The organism is Streptomyces sp. NBC_00029, assembly GCF_045160505.1.
Taxonomy (GTDB): domain Bacteria; phylum Actinomycetota; class Actinomycetes; order Streptomycetales; family Streptomycetaceae; genus Streptomyces.
Window position 1 is genome coordinate 3,609,104 of record NZ_CP108292.1, and the last position, 18,164, is coordinate 3,627,267.

At 73.9% G+C, this 18,164-nt stretch carries 18 protein-coding genes, 1 tRNA gene and 1 pseudogene; 9 read left to right on the forward strand and 11 right to left on the reverse strand.

What is annotated here, in order from left to right; all coding sequences use genetic code 11:
- Positions 1-144: 144 nt before the first annotated feature.
- From OG753_RS16975 to OG753_RS16995, 5 genes are read right to left on the reverse strand one after another with little or no spacing between them, the layout of a single operon-like run.
- Entirely contained in the window at positions 145-849 is a 705-nt protein-coding gene (locus tag OG753_RS16975) for an NAD(P)-binding domain-containing protein (protein WP_327262619.1), read from the reverse strand.
- 29 nt (positions 850-878) lie between these two features.
- Complete coding sequence (locus tag OG753_RS16980) at positions 879-1,532, reverse strand: hypothetical protein (RefSeq protein WP_405789035.1); 654 nt, start codon at positions 1,530-1,532, stop codon at positions 879-881.
- Between the two features lie 2 nt (positions 1,533-1,534).
- Positions 1,535-1,699 (reverse strand): DUF5993 family protein, encoded by a 165-nt coding sequence (locus OG753_RS16985; RefSeq protein ID WP_314252606.1) that lies wholly within the window; start codon positions 1,697-1,699, stop codon positions 1,535-1,537.
- Positions 1,700-1,726: 27 nt separating this feature from the next.
- Complete coding sequence (locus tag OG753_RS16990) at positions 1,727-3,133, reverse strand: HAMP domain-containing sensor histidine kinase (protein WP_327262621.1); 1,407 nt, start codon at positions 3,131-3,133, stop codon at positions 1,727-1,729.
- A gap of 7 nt (positions 3,134-3,140) precedes the next feature.
- On the reverse strand, positions 3,141-3,830 hold the full coding sequence (locus OG753_RS16995) for a response regulator transcription factor (RefSeq protein ID WP_327262622.1): 690 nt from the start codon (positions 3,828-3,830) through the stop codon (positions 3,141-3,143).
- Between the two features lie 79 nt (positions 3,831-3,909).
- Here OG753_RS16995 and OG753_RS17000 point away from each other — a divergent pair, with 79 nt between their 5' ends.
- Positions 3,910-4,455 carry a hypothetical protein gene (locus OG753_RS17000; RefSeq protein ID WP_327262623.1) on the forward strand — a complete coding sequence of 182 codons (546 nt, stop codon included), beginning with the start codon at positions 3,910-3,912 and terminating at the stop codon, positions 4,453-4,455.
- Between the two features lie 24 nt (positions 4,456-4,479).
- Here OG753_RS17000 and OG753_RS17005 read toward each other — a convergent pair whose 3' ends face one another.
- From OG753_RS17005 to OG753_RS17015, 3 genes are all read right to left on the reverse strand, one after another.
- Complete coding sequence (locus OG753_RS17005) at positions 4,480-5,124, reverse strand: class I SAM-dependent methyltransferase (RefSeq protein ID WP_327262624.1); 645 nt, start codon at positions 5,122-5,124, stop codon at positions 4,480-4,482.
- Between the two features lie 133 nt (positions 5,125-5,257).
- Entirely contained in the window at positions 5,258-6,136 is an 879-nt protein-coding gene (locus OG753_RS17010) for a fused MFS/spermidine synthase (protein WP_327262625.1), read from the reverse strand.
- 38 nt (positions 6,137-6,174) lie between these two features.
- Entirely contained in the window at positions 6,175-6,576 is a 402-nt protein-coding gene (locus OG753_RS17015) for a hypothetical protein (RefSeq protein WP_405789038.1), read from the reverse strand.
- Positions 6,577-6,818: 242 nt separating this feature from the next.
- On the opposite strand from OG753_RS17015, the gene OG753_RS17020 reads away from it, so the two are divergent.
- Positions 6,819-8,171, forward strand: coding sequence for a tetratricopeptide repeat protein (locus tag OG753_RS17020; RefSeq protein WP_405789040.1), 1,353 nt, complete (start codon positions 6,819-6,821; stop codon positions 8,169-8,171).
- 1,040 nt (positions 8,172-9,211) lie between these two features.
- On the opposite strand, the gene OG753_RS17025 is transcribed toward OG753_RS17020, so the two are convergent.
- Entirely contained in the window at positions 9,212-9,808 is a 597-nt protein-coding gene (locus OG753_RS17025; RefSeq protein WP_405789041.1) for a histidine phosphatase family protein, read from the reverse strand.
- A 168-nt stretch (positions 9,809-9,976) separates the two neighbouring features.
- Here OG753_RS17025 and OG753_RS17030 point away from each other — a divergent pair, with 168 nt between their 5' ends.
- From OG753_RS17030 to OG753_RS17040, 3 genes are read left to right on the forward strand one after another with little or no spacing between them, the layout of a single operon-like run.
- Entirely contained in the window at positions 9,977-11,149 is a 1,173-nt protein-coding gene (locus OG753_RS17030; protein WP_327262629.1) for a hypothetical protein, read from the forward strand.
- Complete coding sequence (locus tag OG753_RS17035; protein ID WP_327262630.1) at positions 11,137-12,720, forward strand: hypothetical protein; 1,584 nt, start codon at positions 11,137-11,139, stop codon at positions 12,718-12,720. Before OG753_RS17030 ends, OG753_RS17035 begins: the two co-directional genes overlap by 13 nt.
- Positions 12,717-14,057: an AAA domain-containing protein gene (locus OG753_RS17040; protein ID WP_327262631.1), complete on the forward strand. Its 1,341-nt coding sequence runs from the start codon at positions 12,717-12,719 to the stop codon at positions 14,055-14,057. The genes OG753_RS17035 and OG753_RS17040 overlap by 4 nt, the downstream gene beginning before the upstream one ends.
- 61 nt (positions 14,058-14,118) lie before the next feature.
- On the opposite strand, the gene OG753_RS17045 is transcribed toward OG753_RS17040, so the two are convergent.
- Positions 14,119-14,601: a MarR family winged helix-turn-helix transcriptional regulator gene (locus tag OG753_RS17045; protein ID WP_327262632.1), complete on the reverse strand. Its 483-nt coding sequence runs from the start codon at positions 14,599-14,601 to the stop codon at positions 14,119-14,121.
- Between the two features lie 114 nt (positions 14,602-14,715).
- Between OG753_RS17045 and OG753_RS17050 the strand changes: the two genes are divergently transcribed.
- The 4 genes and pseudogenes from OG753_RS17050 to OG753_RS17065 all read left to right on the forward strand — a co-directional run bounded on the left by OG753_RS17050 (position 14,716) and on the right by OG753_RS17065 (position 16,769).
- Positions 14,716-15,294: an NADPH-dependent FMN reductase gene (locus OG753_RS17050; RefSeq protein WP_405789044.1), complete on the forward strand. Its 579-nt coding sequence runs from the start codon at positions 14,716-14,718 to the stop codon at positions 15,292-15,294.
- A gap of 351 nt (positions 15,295-15,645) precedes the next feature.
- Positions 15,646-15,993, forward strand: coding sequence for a hypothetical protein (locus OG753_RS17055; RefSeq protein ID WP_327262634.1), 348 nt, complete (start codon positions 15,646-15,648; stop codon positions 15,991-15,993).
- A gap of 120 nt (positions 15,994-16,113) precedes the next feature.
- Positions 16,114-16,705: pseudogene (locus OG753_RS17060) on the forward strand (bifunctional DNA primase/polymerase).
- Positions 16,696-16,769: transfer RNA gene (locus tag OG753_RS17065), tRNA-Lys, on the forward strand. The pseudogene OG753_RS17060 and the gene OG753_RS17065 overlap by 10 nt, the downstream one beginning before the upstream one ends.
- A gap of 73 nt (positions 16,770-16,842) precedes the next feature.
- On the opposite strand, the gene OG753_RS17070 is transcribed toward OG753_RS17065, so the two are convergent.
- The gene (locus OG753_RS17070) at positions 16,843-18,078 is read right to left on the reverse strand and encodes a M6 family metalloprotease domain-containing protein (protein WP_327262635.1); all 1,236 of its coding nucleotides are present in this window, start codon (positions 18,076-18,078) and stop codon (positions 16,843-16,845) included.
- Positions 18,079-18,164: the final 86 nt, after the last annotated feature.

Genomic DNA, 18,164 nt, shown 5'->3' on the forward strand with positions numbered 1-18,164 from the left:
GTGGCTCCTTCCGTCACGCCCACCCTCGGCGCGGTCCGGGGGCGCGGCAACATTTGCGCCCCCGTCCGGGCCGGTTCATCGCACGGCCGGCGGACGGCACGGCGGAAGCGCCCGGCCGAAGCGCCAGGACCTCCCGGAGTGCGGTCAGGCGCGCGGTCGGGCGCCCTGGATGTGGAAGTTGAAGTCGGCGTGCCCGAGCCGGCCCATCAGCGTCAGCCAGACCGGCAGCAGCATCTCGACGCCGCGCGCGGTCTCGATCCCGCCGAGGTCCAGGATGCAGTCCGGCGGCCACCCGAAGGACTGCAACAGCTCGCGCACGCTGCTCTTGGCGTCCTCGTCGTCCCCGGACAGGAAGACGTGGTGGTCGCCGGGCACCCGGGCCGGATCGACCATCACCGCGCAGTTCATGGTGTTCAGCGTCTTGACCACCCGCGCGCCCGGGAAGGTCCGCTGGATCAGCTCGCCGAGGCTGTCGCTGTTGGCGGGGTCGAGCACGGGCGGCCACCCGCCGGAGAAGTCGAGCGGATTGGCGAGGTCGATGAGCACCTTGCCGTCCAGGTGCCCGGCGCCCGCCGCGGTCAGCACCTCGATGCTGACCCGGCCGCCCGTGGCGTTGACGAGGACCTCGCCCGAGCGGGCCGCCTCGGCGAAGGTCGCCAGCCCCGCCCGGGGATGCCCGGCCTGCCAGGCGGCGTACGGCTCGACCGGGGCCCCGCTGCCCGCCGGTCCGGTGCGGGCCAGGGTGGCGGCGGGGTCACGGGTGCCGAGGACCACGTCGTGCCCGAGGGAGAGGAGCCGTTCGGCCAGCGTCCGGCCCACCGCCCCGGTGCCGAGGACTGCGTAGCGCATTGCGGAAGTCCTTTCGCTCGCGGGCCCGGTCAGCCCTGCAGTCCGATGTCGCGGAAGAACCGGTAGCCCTTCGGGGCGTCCGGGAGGAACCAGTGGAAGCCCTCCTCCAGGAAGACCGCCAGCAGGCTCACGGCGATGACCAGGCCCAGGAACCACAGCGCGCCCAGGCCCGCCGTGCGCAGCGCGCCCGGCCGGACCGCGGGGACGGCGCGGTCGGTCGTCGCGTGGGCGAAGGCCAGGGCGATGCCGATGGCGACCACCGACACCTGGAAGAGGATCCACGCCCAGACGTACAGGTGCAGGCCGAACACCTCGCTCCCGTACCCCTTGTCCCCCGGCAGGATGTGCAGCATGGTCTGCCGCCAGGACGCGAAGGAGCCCCCGATCGACGCGACCAGGGACAGGCCCCAGCCCGTCATGTAGGCGCGGCCCGTCACCGTGCCGCTGATCAGCGCCGCGCGGATGATGTACGCCGCGCCCAGGGCGGCCAGCAGCATGAACATCCGCTGCGCGACGCACAGCGGGGACGGGACGTCCCCCGCGCCGAACTGCTGGTAGAGGCCGCCCAGGACGACACCCGTCCAGCCGACGGCGAAGGAGCAGGCGAACCAGTACTGGACGCGGCCCAGCAGGCCGCTCTCCGGCGGGGCGTCCGGCACGAGGCTGTGCATCGTCGCGGCCACGGTCAGTAGCTCAGTTTCAGGGCGAGACCGCTGGTGATGTGGTGCGCCGTCAGCAGGGTGACGGCGATCAGCACCGCCCACCACGCTCCGAGCACGACCATCCGGGACGCGCCCCGGTACAGGGCGATCAGCGTGGCGAGGAGCCCGCCGAAGATCAGGGTGTCCATGCCGCGGACCGTACCGAGACGGCGACATCACGCCTGCGAGGCGCGCCCCCGGTTACGTCGGTTGCCGCGTCGGCCGCGGCCGGCGCGGCCCGCTCCGGGCCCGCCGAGGGTCCGGCCGTCCAGGCCGATCCAGACCCGGACCTCGGTCCCGCCGAGCACCGAGCGCCCCAGCCGTACGTCGCCGCCGGTCGACTCCGCGACCCGGCGCACGATGTCCAGGCCCAGGCCCGTCGACCCGTCGCGGCCGCCGTCGTTGCCGCGGCGCAGGGCGGCGTCCGGGTCCTCGATGCCGGGACCCGCGTCCGAGACGAGCACGATCACCGCGTCGCCCGCGTCGTGCACGTCCACCGCGAAGGGGGTGCCCTCGGGGGTGTGCCGGAAGACGTTGCCGAGCATGGCGTCGAGGGCGGCGGCGAGCTCGGGCCGCGCCACGGGGATCCGTACCGTACGGTCCACCCCGGCGAGCCGGACCTCGCGGCCCTCGTCCTCCGCGAGCGCCGACCAGAAGCCCATCCGGTCGCGGATCACCTCGGAGGCGTCGCAGCCCGCGCCGGCCCCGGCGCCCGGGCCGGTGGCGGGGCGCTGCTCCCGGGCCGTGCGGATGATCGTGTCGACCTCGCGCTCCAGCTGCTCCACGGCCGCCCGGGTCTGTTCGGCGGCCGGACCGTCCCCGAGCGAGGCCGTGTTGAGCCGCAGCACGGTCAGCGGGGTCCGCAGCCGGTGCGAGAGGTCGGCGGCCAGTTCCCGCTCGTTGGCGAGGAGTTCGACGACCTGGTCCGCCATCGCGTTGAACGCGACGGCCGCGGACCGGAGTTCCTTCGGCCCGTCCTCGGGCACCCGGGCGCCGAGCCTGCCCTCACCGAGCTGGTGGGCCGCGTCCGCGAGCCGTTCGGCGGGCCGGACCAGCCGGGCGCCGAGCCGGTCGGCGACCCCGACCGAGCCGATGATCAGTGCCAGCCCGACGCCCGCGAGCACCAGCCATGCGGTCCCGACGCCGTTGCTGACTTCGCTCTCGGGTACGAAGATCTCCACCACGGCGATGTCGCCGGACCCGAGCGCGGTCGGCTGGAGGAGCGCCGAGCCCCCGCCCGCCACCTTGGCCGTCGTGGCCCGCCCCATCCGCCGGGTCTCCGCGACGGTGTGCTCCCCGGCCCGGCTCTCGCCGATGTTCACCGGCGGGCTGTCGCCGATCGCGGGCACGTGGACGGCCATCCGCCGGGCGGCGCCCATCTGGGTGGACTCCACCGCCTTCTGCAGCTGCACGGGGTCGGTGGTGATGGACAGCGTCGGCCCGATGGTGGCGGCCTGCCGTTCGGCGTTGGAGAAGGCACGGTCGCTGGCCATTTCCTGGACGACGAGCCCGAGGGGTACGGCGAAGGCGACGACCACCATGGCCGTCACCGCGAGGCACACCTTGACCAGGGCCCATCTCATCGCGCGCTCACCGGGGCGGCTCCAGCTTGACCCCGACCCCCCGCAGCGTGTGCAGGTAGCGCGGCCGGGCGGCGGTCTCGCCGAGTTTGCGGCGCAGCCAGGACAGGTGGACGTCGATGGTCTGGTCGTCCCCGTACGACTGCTGCCAGACCTCGGCGAGCAGTTCCCGCCGGGCCACGACCACCCCGGGGCGCCCGGCGAGGAAGGCCAGCAGATCGAACTCCCGCCGGGTGAGGTCCAGTACGGCGCCGTCGAGCTCGGCCTGGCGGCGCAGCGGGTCGATGGCGAGCCCGCCGACGCGCAGGACGCGCGAGGGCGGCTCGGCCCCGGCAGCGGCCCGGGAGCGGCGCAGCACGGCGGCCATCCGGGCGGAGAGGTGTTCCACCGAGAAGGGCTTGGTCAGGTAGTCGTCGGCGCCGTCGTTGAGCAGCCGGACGATCTCGGCCTCGTCGTCGCGCGCGGTCGCGATGATCACGGGTACGTCGGTGATGCCGCGCAGCATCTTGAGCGCCTCCGACCCGTCCAGGTCGGGCAGTCCGAGGTCGAGGATGACCACGTCGAAGCGGTGGTGCGCGACCTCGCGCAGGGCCTCCAGGGCCGTGCCGACGCTCCGCACGGTGTGCGAGGCCTCGGTCAGGTGCCGGATGAGGGCGGAACGTACGAACTGGTCGTCCTCGACCACGAGCACACTTGCCATGGCCCGCACGGTAGTCCATCCGGGCGACCCAGCGGGGTGTCGGGCCACACTTGGGGCGGGTGGTGCAGTATGTGCCCTGATGCGACGAGGACTTCTTCATGCCATGGCTTGGACGCTGGCGACCGGGGCGGCGGTGACGCTGTCGTGGTGGGGCGTGCACACCGTCATGTCGGGGACGGCCTACGATCCACCGCTCGCTGTGCCCCTGGCCACCAAGCCGCTGTCCTCCTCGACGCACGAGGCGAAGGCGTCCCCGACCCCGTCGGCGTCCGCCTCCCCGTCGCCCTCCGGGTCGGCCGGGCCGGACCCGTCGCCGACCGCCGGGGCGACCCCCGGGACGTCGCAGAAGCCCTCGCCCTCCGCCGGCACGGACCGGCCGGCGGAGGGCGGGGCCTCGGACTCGGGCAAGGTGCAGGCCTATCCGGTGTCCGGCGGCCGGGTCACCCTCTCGCTGGGCGCGTCCACAGCCGAGCTGGTCTCGGCCACCCCGGCGGCCGGGTGGCGGATGCAGGTGTGGAAGCAGGACTACCTGATCCGCGTCACCTTCACCCGGGACGGCCAGGAGGTCTCGGTGTTCTGCACCTGGTACAACCACCCGCCGCTGGTGGAGATCGTCGACCCCTGAGGCCGCCCCTCGGAGCGTTCCGGCCTAGGCCGGAACGGTGCCGACCAGCACGAACTCGTTGTACGGGAAGACCTTGCCCATCGGGCGGGGGAAGGGGAAGGAGTAGGTCCGCCGGACGGCGATCCCCGCCTTGCCTGCGTGGCCGCGCAGCTCCTCGAAGCCGACCCAGCGGACGTGGGTGGCGTCGGTCTTGTAGCCGAGCTCCTGCGGGGTGATCATGACGACCGAGCCGCCCGGCCGGACCAGCGGAAGGTACTGCTCCAGCAGCGAGCCCGCGGTCTCCTCGTCGATGTGCTCCAGCACGTGCGCGATCAGCAGGCTGTCGAAGGATCCGGGCCCGCAGTCCGGGGCGGCGGCCAGCTCGTCGGGGGTGAAGGCGTTCAGTCCGCGCTCACGGCAGGTCTGCACCGAGTGCGGATTGTGGTCGACGCCGACGCTGTCGGGTCCGCAGTTGAGCAGGTTGCGCCCCAGCCCGCAGCCGACGTCCAGGACCCGGCCCAGCTGCAGCCGCTGCAGGTTCCACCGGTAGGGGGCCTGCGTGGGCACGAACCGCTTGATCCCGGACTGCTCCAGGCGGGCCAGCCGCTTGGTGTAGTCGGAGGAGGCGGTGCTGGGGGTGGACGGGCTGCCCGAGGTCGGAGCACCGGAGGTTGCGGGGGAATCAGACATTGCTTTTGCCGTCTCCTGAACGCGTCGTAGAAGGGGCGAACCTCCCAGGGGCTTACAGGCTACGCAGAGCGGCCGCTCACCGGGAGTCCTCCGGCGATCTTTATCTGCGAGAGCCCCGTCCGTACCGGGCCGGCTACCGGAAGACCGAGGGCGGCGGCTGCGGCGAGGCCACCGCAGAGGCGTCCGCGACCGGTGCGGCACCGCCCGCGAAATCGGCCAGCGCCCGGCCGTGCTCGACCCGGCCCGGGTGCGGATCGCTCGCGACCCGGCGGGTGAATTCCGCCACGGGCAGCTCACGGTCGGCAGCCACCAGGACGGCATTGCCGAAACGTTTCCCTCGCCAGACTACCGGGTCGGCCGCCAGCGCCAGCTCCGTGAACCGGGACGCGGCCGTCGCGATCTGCCCCCGCAGATGGGTCAGCGGCGGACCGTCCGCCAGGTTCGCCACATACCACCCGGTGGGCGCCAGCGCACGGCGTACGTCGTCCAGGAACTCGGTGCTCGTCAGGTGCGCCGGGGTACGGGCCCCGCTGAACACGTCCGCGATCACCAGGTCCGCCCAGCCGTCCGGGACCTTGGCCAGCCCCGCCCGCGCGTCCACCGCCCGGACCCGGACCCGCGCCTGCGGATCCAGCGGCAGGTGCTCCCGTACGAAGGCCACCAGGGCGGCGTCGATCTCCACGATCTGCTGGGTGGAGCGAGGACGGGAGGCGGCGGTGTAGCGGGCGAGGGTGAAGGCGCCGCCGCCCAGGTGCAGCACGTTCAGGGGCTGCCGGGCGGGCGCGACGAGATCGATCAGATGACCGATCCGCCGCTGGTACGCGAAGTCCAGGTACCCGGGATCACCCAGGTCCACGTGCGACTGCGGAGCTCCGTCGATCAGCAGGGTCCAGGCCCCGGCCCGCTCCCGGTCCGGCTCCAGCTCCGCCCGGCCGCCGTCCACCTGCCCGACGACCGCCTCGGCGCTGCCGCGTCCGCGCTGCTTGCCCTTGTTCCTGTCCTTGCCTGCCACCACCCCATTGTGACGGGCGGCGGCACACCCCGACGGTTTCAGCGGCAGTTGTCCGCGGCCTCGATCAGCCGGGCCGCCTCGCCGAGCGCCGCGCGCAGCACCTCCGGATCGGTGACCGGCCCGACGGCTTCCGGCGGGAGCAGCCAGCCGGTGGCGCCCGCGTTGGGCAAGATCCCGTCGCCGAGGCGCAGCCCCCGCCCGTTGGTCTGCGTACACGCGCTGCCCGGCAGGTCCCAGGCGTCCGCGGTGCCGGACGGGACGAGGAAGCCGAGGGTGTCGCCGGATCCGTCGTGCAGGACGGGCCCGACCCCACCGGCCTGGCTGGCGGCGCGGCGGATGATGTCCACCGCCTCCAGCCCCTGCCGGGTAGGAACGGTCACCAGGTCCAGGTCCGGGGCCGCGCCGGGCTCGGACGCGGTATTCGTTCCAGTGCTCTCCATGCCGCCCTCCACCAAGGGAACCCCTCCTCGATCCGTATCCGCATGGGTTCAACGCACGGGAACGTCAACGGGTGCGGTGGCAAGACGCCGCAAAGGATGGCAGTTCATGGCGGATCGCGGGTGAGATATCCGTTTTGTAGCCAAACATCGCATGAACACCCTGTCACTGGCGGTACGTTCATGCGCGCCGGACCCCACGTCACAGCCCCGGTGCAGCGTTCCTTGCCAGAGAGGCCACGTCCATGGCGGCGTTCCCCCACTCACCCAACTCCACGTTCCGGCGGCTGCGCGGGCAGCACTCCCCGGCCGAGTTCGCTGCCCTGGTGCGCAGGGCCGCGAAGGAAATCGGAGAAACGGTTTCCTGCGATGCGCGCTACATCGGCCGCGTCGAGTCCGGCGAGATCCGCTGCCCCAACTACGCCTACGAGCGCGTCTTCCTCCACATGTTCCCCGGCCGCGCCCTGGCCGATCTCGGCTTCTCCCCCCGCGAGAGCGTCCGAGGCCGCTCGGCCCACCGCGATCCCGCCCCCTTCTCCGTGCCCACCCCCCGATCCCCTTCCGGTTCCAGTTCCAGTTCCAAGGAGAGCGACGTGTTGCGTCGCGCGTTCATGGCGGGCGGCTCCGCGACCGTGGCGGCCGCCACGCTCAGCCTCACCCTGCTCGGCGACACCCGCCGGATCCCCTCCCGCGCCGGCGAGTCCGAGGCCGCCGCCGTCGAGGACGCGGTACGCCAGATCCGCCTGCTGGACGACCGGCACGGCGCCGATGCCCTGTACCGGCGGGCCGCCGAACCCCTGCGCACCGCCTACGCACTGCTCGACGCGGGAGCCACCCGGCAGTCCACCGAGGACCGGCTGCACTCGGGCGCCGGCGAACTGGCCGTCTCCGTCGGCTGGTTGGCCCACGACTCCGGCCGCTTCGACGACGCCCGCTCGCACTACGCGGAAGCCCTGGCGACGGCCCGGGTGGCCCGGGACGCAGGCCTGGAGGCGCACGCCTTCAGCAACATGGCCTTCCTGGCCCGGGACTGCGGCCGCTCCCGCGAGGCGGTACGGGCCGCCCAGGCGGGCCGCCGCGCCGCCCGCTCCCTCGGTTCCCCGCGGCTGCTGTCGCTGCTCGCGCTGCGGGAGGCCGGCGGGTGGGCGGGGCTGGGCGACCGCAAGGCCTGTGAGGAGTCGCTGACCCGGGCGCACACGGAATTCTCCCGGGGCGAGTCGGACGACGACCCCGAGTGGATGTCCTTCTTCGGGCAGGCGGAGCTGGAATCCCTGGAGGCGCGGTGCTGGTCGGCGCTCGGCGAGCACGCCCGCGCGGCGCGGCACGCCCGCCGCGCGGCCGACCTCCAGGACCCGCACTTCGCCCGGAACGTGGCCCTCTACACCGCCGAGCTGGCCGGTGACCTGGCCCGCGCGGGTGCCCCTGACGAGGCCGCGTGGGCGGGGGGCCGCGTACTGGACCTCCTGGCCGAGGTCCAGTCCACCCGCATCCGCTCGATGCTGGCGGAAACGGCCGCCGCCCTCGTCCCCCACCAGCGCTCCCCCCGCGTCTCCACATTCCTGACCCGCGCGGCCCGCCCGGGCCCGGGGGGCGCCTGAACGCCGGTGCCCTGCGGGTGGCTCGGCGGTGCCCGTCTGCGCGGGCCTGTCCCGGCCCGGGGGGCGCCTGTGCCCTGCGGGCGGGCTCGGCGGTAGCGGCGCGGCCGCGTTCCGCCTCGGGCCGCGCCTCAAGCGCCGGCGGGGCTGGTGGTGTGGGGCGGTGCCCCGCACGAGAGTCTCCTCGGCCAATGCCCTGCGGCGCGGGCTGTCCCGCCTCGGGCCGCGCCTCAAACGCCGGCGAGGCTCGGTGGTGTGGGGCGGTGCCCCGCACGAGAGTCTCCTCGGCTCGGCGCACGCGGGCCCGTCACGGACAGGCGGCCGCGGTCGCGCGCTCGTCCTCCGGGGACCCTCCTACGTGTCCCCACCCCACGGCAGACCTTCGGCAGTGCCAGCCGTTCCCCCCGTGGGCCTCTCCGGCGGAGGGCAGGGGGGACGTGGCGGGGTGTCCCCGCAGGACGAGCCCGCAACCCAGGCCATACAGCTGGACCCCCGCCGCAGGCGCGAGCCGAGGAGATGCCCCGGCACGGCACCACGAACCGACCCAGCCGACAAACCCGCACACCCCAGCCCCGCCGGCGATTGAGGCGCAGCCCGCGGCAGAACCCGGCCGAGCAGCCCGCAGGGCAGAGTCGCCGCCCGCCGCACACCGCCGAGCACCCGGCACGGACACCGCCGAGCCGCCCGCAGGGCACCCGGCGCAGCCCGCGGCAGAACCCGGCCGAGCAGCCCGCAGGGCAGAGGCGCGGCCCGAGCCGCACACCGCCGAGCAGCCCGCGCATCCCAGCCCCGCCGGCGATTGAGGCGCGGCCCGAGGCAGAACCCGGCCGAGCCGCACACTGCCGAGGCGCCCGCACCCCCCAGCCCCGCCGGCGTTTGAGGCGCAGCCCGAGGCGAGGGCGGCCCGAGCCGCACATCGCCGAGCCGCCCGCAGGGCACCCGGCGCAGCCCGCGGCAGAACCCGGCCGAGCAGCCCGCAGGGCAGATGCGCGGCCCGCCGCACACCGCCGAGCACCCGGCACGGACACCGCCGAAGCCCAGTGCTAAACGTCCAGGTGGCCCGTGTCGTTCCAGCGTTCCAGGGCCGGCGCGCCGTACGCCCAGCCCAGGACCGACAGGGAGGTCGGTTCCAGGCGGATCCTGGCGCCGAAGGAGGGTTCGAGGCCGAGCCAGCGCGCGGCCAGCGTGCGCAGGATGTGGCCGTGCGCGAAGACCAGGACGTCGCGCTCCGCCGAGCGGGCCCAGGCGACCACCTCGTCCGCGCGGGCCGCGACGTCGGCGACGGACTCACCGCCCGGAACGCCGTCGCGCCAGATCAGCCACCCGGGCCGGACCGCCTGGATCTCGGCCGGGGTCATGCCCTCGTAGTCGCCGTAGTCCCATTCCATCAGCGTGTCCCACGGCTCGGCCCGGGCGCCGAAGCCCGCCAGGTCGCAGCTCTCGCTCGCGCGGACCAGCGGGCTGGTGCGGACCTCCACGCCGGGCAGTGCCCGCCACGGGTCGCGCGCCAGCCGCTCGCCGAGCAGCTTCGCGCCCTGCTTGCCCTCCTCCAGCATCGGCACATCCGTGCGTCCGGTGTGCTTGCCGAGCTGGGACCACGCCGTCTGGCCGTGGCGGGCCAGCAGGATGCGGGGGGCCATGTGTTCTTCTCCCGGTTCGTGATTCCCTCGTCCGTCCATCATCCATCACGCGAACACGGGCCCGCGCCCGCCCGCATCCGACCCCGCGCGCCCCGCCCGCACCCGCCCCCACCGCCGGTTTTCGCGCTAAGTCCACGATTGTCAGTGGCGGATGGGACACTTCCGCGGGTGAGCTCCTACCCGCCCAGCAGCCCCGCGCAGCCGACGTCGCTGCGGCAGCGGCTCGCCGGTCTGCGCGGCCCCGCCGTGCCGCCCCGCCCGCTCGACGCCCGGGCACTGGCGGCCCTCGCCGCCAATCCCGGCTGCGGCAGACGCGCCCTGCTCGACGGCGCCGGCGTGGACAAGACGGCCCTCGCCACGGCGCTCGGCTCCCCCGCCTCGTTCGGGCAGTCGCAGTTCGCCATAGTCCGCGGGAACTCCTTCGAGGCCAAGGTCAAGGGCGACGGCGGGACCGAGCTGCTGCGGCTGGTCCACGCGCACCTCGCGCCCGCGGCCGAGCCCCCCGGTCCCGGCGCCCGCGTCCCCGACCTCGCCGCGGCCGGGCCCGAGGGCCGTGCCGCCCGGACCGCGCTGGCCCTGCGCGAGGCCACCTCGGCGAAGGACTGGACGCTGCTGGACCACCCGATGCTGGCGCTGGAGGTGGCCGGCACCCCGGCGTACCTGGAGCCCGACGCCGTCGTCGTCCACCCCGACGGCCGCTGGACCGTCGTGGAGATCAAGTCGTTCCCGATGATCGACGGCGCCGCCGACGCGGCGAAGGTGGGCGCCGCCGCCCGCCAGGCCGCCGTGTACGTGCTGGCCCTGGAGAAGACCGCCGAGAAGCTGCCCCGCGCCGAGGTCGGGCACACGGTGCTGCTGGTCTGCCCCAAGGACTTCTCGAACCTGCCGACCGCCTCCCCCGTCGACATCCGCCGCGAACGTTCCGTGACCCGCCGCCAGCTGGACCGGCTGACCCGTGTGGAGGAGCTGGCCGCCGCGCTGCCCGAGGGCGTCAGCTTCGATCCGGCGACCCGGACCGCCGAGGAGCTCGCCCTGGCGGTGTCCGCGGTGGACGCCTCCTACGCCCCGGAGTGCCTGGCCGCCTGCGAGCTCGCCTTCCACTGCCGTGACCGGGCCCGCGCCGCCGACCACGTCACCGCGCTGGGCCGGTCCGTGCGCGGTGAGCTGGGCGCGCTGACCACCGTCGAGGCCGCCCTCGAGGCGGCCGCCGGGGCCGGCTGCGCCGGGGATCCGACCGCCGCCGCACTGAACCGCGCCGCCCGGCTGCGCGCCGAGGCCCTGGAACTGGCCGCCGCCCGTCCGCCGCACCACGCTCCGGAGACCCCCGCATGCCCCTGCTGAGCACCCTGGCCCGGCTGGAGGCCGTACGCGCGGGCCGCGCCCAGCCGCTCGCGACCGTGCGGCACCGCCATCTGAGCGAGCGCCCGATGGTCCTCGTGCCGCTGACCACGGCCGGTGAGGCGGGCGCCCCGCTGGGCGCCATGGTGGGCACCGACCGGCACGAGCCGCGGGTGTTCGTGATACCCCAGCCGCGCGACCGCGACCGGCGCTGGGCCTTCCTGGCGGACCTCGCGGTCCAGGTGCTGGCCCACATCGACGCGTACGCGGACGCCGTGGAGCCTGCCGAGCGCAGCGAGACCGACCCGGAGACGGGCAAGCGGGTCAAGGTGGAGACCGAGCTGTGCGTGGATGCGCCGCAGCTGATCGTGCCGAGCCGGGCGGGCATCGAGTACGTACGGCTGCTGGGCCGGTCGATGCGGTTCCGGCGCACGGCCGAGGAGGACCCGGACAATCCGTATCCGGCGCCCTCGCAGGTGCCGATGCTCGGCCGCTGGTTCACCCACCTCGGTGAGCGCTCGCGGGTGCCGGGCTCCTCGATGCTGCTCTCGGCCACCGATCTGCTGTCGCGGCACTGGGCCACCGGCCAGAGCAATCTGGAGGACCAGCACCTGGGTGCGCTCCTGGGCTGGATCGATCCGCCGGAGGGCCGGTCGGGCGCCGAGGAGGCCCACCGGGCCGAGCTGGGCCGCGACAAGGACGGCCAGCTGCTGTGTCCGCCCGCCGGTCCGGCCACCGACCCGGCCTTCGACAACAAGCTGCTGGCCCCGGCGATCGCGCGCTACGACGCGGCGCGCGCGGCCCCGGCGGCCGGGCCCGGGGACGACGAGGAGCGGGTCCGGGCCGCCGAGCGGGAAGTTCACCGGCTGGTGGCGTCCCAGCTGTCGGGCACCTGGCGGATGACGTGGGAGGCGATCGACCTGCTGCGCACCCTGCCGCCGGGCGAGCGCGCGGAGGAGCGCTGGACGCGTGACCGCTGGTCGTACACCGGCCACCGGGACCGGGTACGGGCGGGCGAGCCGCCTCAGCCTCGCCGCGACGACGCGGTGACGGCGGCCCAGAAGCTGGCCACGCGGGAGACCGAGCAGGTGCGGCTCGATGCCCAGGAGGCGCTGGACGACCCGCTGGTGATGGCGGGCCGGCGTCTCGCGGGCGAGGCCTTCGCCGGTGAGGTGACCGACGTGGTCATGGAGTGGACGGAGTCGAAGCGGCCGAGCCCCCGCCCGCTGGTGACGGTGGCGACGGAGGACCGGCCGCAGCTCGCGGACGGGGGCGGCGCGAAGGTGTTCCGCTCGCTGGACGGGCGTCCGCAGAGCGCCCGGTTCGTACGCTTCGAGGAGGACGGGCAGGTGGTGCTGCGGCTCCTGGACAAGATGGGCCGCGGCCGGGATCCCGAGCCGGGTTCGGTGCCGGAGAAGGGCGACCGGGTCTGCTGGACGCTCTTCGAGCACGACGCGCGCGGCGGTCCGAAGCTCCCGGAGCCCGAGCAGACCCCGTGGACGCACGGCGGCCCGCCCGGGAGCGCGGGCGCCCTTCCCCTGCCCGACACCGTGACCGACGAGGACCTGCTGTGACCACGACCGCACCCTTCGATCCGGGTGCGGCGGCCGCCCGGGCGACCGCAGCGATCCTGGCCGACACCCTGCACGGGTCCGAGCGGGGGGTGGTCGTCGACTCCCCGCCCGGGGCCGGCAAGTCCACTCTCGTGGTCCGCGCGGCCCGGGAGCTGGCGGCCGCCGGCCGCCGGCTGATGGTGGTGGCGCAGACGAACGCGCAGGTCGACGACCTGGTGCTGCGTCTTGCCGACAAGGATCCGGGGCTGAAGGTGGGCCGGCTGCACAGCAGTGACGGCGATGCCTACGATCCGGCGCTGCGCGAGCTGCCCTCGGTCACCCTGTCGGCCAAGCCGGGGGATCTGGCGGAGCTGCCGATCACGATCTCGACGGCTGCGAAGTGGGCGTTCGTCAAGGACGTCGAGCCGTGGCAGCACGCCATCGTCGACGAGGCGTACCAGATGCGTTCGGACGCGCTGCTGGCCGTGGCCGGGCTGTTCGAGCGGGCGCTGTTCGTGGGCGACCCGGGGCAGCTGGACCCCTTCAGCGTGGTGGGCGCGGAGCAGTGGGCGGGCCTGTCCTACGATCCCTCCGCCTCGGCGGTGAGCACCCTGCTCGCGCACAATCCGCAACTGCCGCAGCACCGGCTGCCGGTGTCCTGGCGGCTCCCGGCGACGGCGGCTCCGCTGGTCTCCCGCGCCTTCTACCCGTACACGCAGTTCCGCAGCGGTACGGGCCCGGGCGAGCGGCGGCTGTCGTACGGGGTGCCGTCGGACGGGTCGGGTCCGGACCGGGTGCTGGACGAGGCGGCGGAGGCGGGCTGGGGTCTGCTGGAGCTGCCCGCGCGGCACACTCCGCGCACGGATCCGGAGGCGGTGGGGGCGGTGGCCCTGGTGGTCCGCCGGGCCCTCGACCGCGGGGCGGTGACCTCCGACGAGCAGTCCCCGGGTCCGGCTCCGCTGACGGCGGACCGGATCGCGGTCGGCACGGCCCACCGCGACCAGGCGTCGGCGGTGCGCTCGGCGCTGGCCTCGCTGGGGGTCACGGGGGTGACGGTGGACACGGCGAACCGGCTCCAGGGCCGCGAGTACGACCTCACCGTGGTCCTGCACCCCTTGTCGGGCCGGCCGGACGCGACGGCGTTCCACCTGGAGACGGGCCGCCTGTGCGTCCTGGCCTCCCGGCACCGGCACGCGTGCGTGGTGGTGGCCCGGGCGGGGATAGCGGAACTGCTGGACGACCATCCCTCGACGGAACCGGTCCAGCTGGGGGTGACGGTGAAGTTCCCGGACGGCTGGGAGGCGAACCATTCGGTGCTGGCCCATCTGGCCGAGCACCGGGTGTCCTGGCGGCCCTAGGTCTCGTCGATCAGGCTGGAGCCCGTCCGCCGGCTCCGAGGCCCCGCTGTCGTGCGCCGGATCAGCTCTTGCGCCGGGCGCCCAGCCGTTCGCGGAGCACCTCGCCGACCTCGGCGAGGGTGTGCAGCTGCTGTGGCGTCAGGATGTCGATGAGGTGGCGGCGTACGGATTCGACGTGGAGCGGGGCGGCCTGCGTGATCATGGTGACGCCGGCCGTGGTGAGGACGACCTCCGCACCGCGGCCGTCGGAGGCCACTTCCTCGCGGCGGACGATGCCGCGTTGCTCCATACGGGTGAGCTGGTGGGACAGCCGGCTGCGTGACCAGCGCATCAGCTCGGCCAGTGCGCTGATGCGCATGCGGTGGCCGTCCGTGGAGCCGAGGACCGAGAGCACGTCGTAGTCGGCTTCGGAGAGTCCGCTGTCCTGGTTGAGATCGCGTGCGATCTCCGCGTTGACCAGCGGGAACATCCGCCGCCACGCATACCAGGCGTCCTGTTCGGACTCGGTGAGCCAGCGGGGCCCGGGCTCCGTTGCGGGGGTCATGCCCGCCACTGTAGCCACGTCGGTGACACATCACTTATCTGGTTGACATGTCACCCAGATCCTGGATTCTATTAGGTGACACATCAACAACCACGCCGACCGAAAGTGCTCACCATGACCCGGCCGACCCGCCTGCACGTCATCTCCGCCGCCACCCGCCCCACCTCCTCCGGCCGCCCCCTCGCCCAGTGGGTCACCGAGCAGGCCCGCGAGCGCGACGGCTTCGACGTCACCCCCGTCGACCTCGCCGAGATCGCCCTGCCCTTCCTCGACGAACCCGAATACGCCTCCACCGGCAATTACGCCCATCAGCACACCCGCGACTGGAGCGCCCTGGTCGACTCGGCCGACGCCTTCCTCTTCGTCCTGCCGATGTACAACGGCGGCTTCACCGCCCCCTTCAAGAACGCCATCGACTTCCTCTACAACGAGTGGAAGGGCAAGGCGGTCGGCATCGTCAGCTACAGCGCCGGCCCCACCGGCGGCGCCCCGGCCGCGGAGATGCTGCTGCCCGTCCTCACCCGGCTCGGCATGCTGCCCGCCGAGCGCTCCGTCGCGATCCCCGGCATCCCCAAGCTGATCGGACCCGAGGGCTTCCGGGCGCCGGAGCCGCTCGCGGGCGAGCTCGCAGGCGTCCTGGACGACGTGGCCGAGCTGGCGGCCCGGCGCTCCGAGGAGGCCGTCACGGTGTGAGCGCGTGAGGCGTGCGACTGACAGCCGGTCAGCACGATGCGGACCGGGCAGGGCGCGCCGCACACGGCCGCCCGGCGATCCCGGTCCGCGCCTCGTCGCGTTCGAACGCGCGCGGCCGCCCGGCGACGGGTCCGGCGGCCCCCGATCCGCGGCCGGGCAGCCCGGGATCCCGGCGCGGACACCGGCGCCGGCCGGCCATCCGTGCGACTCCCCCGTCACCGAAACCGCCGGCCTTCTCCTGCATCCCACGGGCCGTACAGGTGTTCCCGCCCGTCGCGCAGGGGTCTTGCGCGGCGTTGGACAATGGACGGTGGCCCGGAATCAATTCGCACGCGCAACAGGAGGACACGCATGGCAGAGCCCGAGCGGACCGAGCGGCGGCTGCGGCCGGCGCCGCTGCTCTTCGAGCCCTCGGAGTCCGTGGCGGACCCGGAGCACTTCTTCGACCTGGAGTCGATCGAGGACCCGCGCGAGCTGCTGGCCCGCGCGACCGAGCTGACGCTGGCCTTCCGGGCCGCGCAGGAGCGGGCGGTGGAGTTCCAGGCCCTGGCGGCGGCCCAGCTGGCCGATCCGCGGCGGTTCGACCGGCTCTCGCCGGCGCTGATCGCCGAGCAGGCGGAGTGGACCGAGGACTACGCCCTCAAGATGATCGAATTCGGCGAGACCCTCCAGCGCGGCACCGGCACCGACCTCACGTAGAGGTGTCCGCGCACGGCGAATCGGCATATGCGGGGCGCAACATACTCCAGCGGCACCCTCCCTGTCCCGATTTTCGTGACTCCGGGGAGCTGAATCGCTACGGCGGGTAGACCTTGGCATATGACGACGCTGACGACGGCTCCTCTCCGCACCGCGCCCGCCACCCACGTCACCCCGCAGGGCGCAGCCTGGCTCACCTCCGCCTCCGCCCACCCGCGGCACACGCTCGCACTGTGGGAGGCGCGGCCGGGGCTGCCCGCCACGCTGCCCTGCGGGGATCCCTTCGACGTCGTCAACGTCCCGCTCGTGCTCGGGCGGCGCATCCTGGACCTGCTCTGGGCCGAGGGCCCCGGCTCCGGGCCGGTCGCCGTGCACCGCGGCCGGATGCTGCTGTTCGCCGCGCCCGGCACCGCGCACCGGCTGCCCGCCCTGCTGGCGTGGGAGGAGTGGGGAGGCTCCCGCACGGCCCCGGCGCCGCTCTGCCACGGCCGCGGCGACGCCGTCACCGTGCCGCCACTGGCCGCCACGCCCGGGCCCTCCCGGTGGCTCGTGGCGCCCGACGCGCGCCGGCCCCGGCTCCCCGGGCCGGAAGCCCTGCTCTGGGCCTTCGTACGGGCGTCCCGCACCCCCGCACCGACCGGACCTGGGGATATCGATTTTTCGTTCCGCGGATCCTCCTGCTAATGTCTTCCTCGTCAGCAAGCGCCGCTAGCTCAGTTGGTTAGAGCAGCTGACTCTTAATCAGCGGGTCCGGGGTTCGAGTCCCTGGCGGCGCACAGACGGAAGAAGGCCCCCACGCGAGTGGGGGCCTTCTTCGTTGTGCCGTGGCACGCCACGGTCATCCCGCGGTCACGTGGTGATCTTCACCGTGTACGCGCCGGACCGGGTGCGGTCCGCCACCTCGATGGTGATCCGCTCCCCCGGCACGGTGTACGTCTCGCCCACCTCCAGCGGCGCGTCCGCCAGCGGCGGGTACACCGAACGGTCCCAGCACGCCTCCGTCGACGGGTGCGCGTCCAGCACCTCGATGGGGCCGCCGCCCGACGAGGCCTCGTTGCGCACCCGGTAGACCAGGACGCCTTCCGTGCAGGTGTCCCCGTCGTTGCCGGCGGAGCCGCGGGCCTCGACGGCGATCGCGCTGCCGGGGCCCGTACGGATCACCGCGAGCCGGGTGCCGCCGGTCCCGCCGCTCGGCGGGGCCTGGGCCAGCGGCTGGAGGGTGTGCATCGAGGATCCCGACTGCACGCAGTCCACCTGGGAGGAGTCCAGCCAGCCGAGCTTCCACTTGTGCCAGGCGAACAGGTCCGGGGCCATGCCGAACTGGCTGCCCATGACGTCCCAGTCCCCGACGTACGTGTCCCAGTCGCCCTTGCCGTCCGTGGGCCGGTGGTAGAGGTCGGGCAGGTCGAAAACGTGCCCGGTCTCGTGGGCCAGGACGTTCCGGTCCGGCGGGTGGCGCTCGAAGACGGTGACGATCCGCCGCAGTTCCGTGCCGTCCGCGACGATCGGGTTCTCGAAGTTGACGACCTTCGTGGCGTCGGAGTCCACGCCGGGTGCGTCCGGGTCGGCGACGAAGTAGACGATGTCGTACTTGCGGAAGTCCACCCGGGCGTCGGCGGTGGCGACCGCGTCCCGCAGGTAGGCCGCCCTGTCCCCGGCGGCCCAGTCCCGCCTTATCCCGTACGCGGTGGACGGCTTGGGCATCTGCATCCACTGCTTCTGCGGGTGCGGGGCGAGCCGGAAGCGCCCGTACGAGGCCTGCTCGAAGAATTCGCTGGTGGCGGGAAAGTAGTCGCCGACGATCTCCTCGGTCGTCAGGGCGCTGCGGTGGTCGGGGAAGGAGAGGAAGACCATGACCGCGTCGAGTGTGCGCTCGGGTTTGGGGTAGGCGCCGTTCCAGGTGTCCAGGCCGAGGGAGTGGTGCGCCGCGGTACGGGTCAGCGCGCAGGGTCCGGCCCCGGAATCGGCCACCGCGGGACCCGCGACGAGCGACATGGCGGCGAGCGCCGTCAGGGAGGTGAGCGCCGCGGCGGTACTTCGGACGCGGGAGCGGTCCACTCCCCCGGGTGTCTGCTGTCGCGCCACATCGACCTCCGGTGGTGGATTCGTGCCTGTTCATCCACCTTGAGGCGATTGTCTTACTAATGCCCAGTTCCGCTGCCCCACATGAG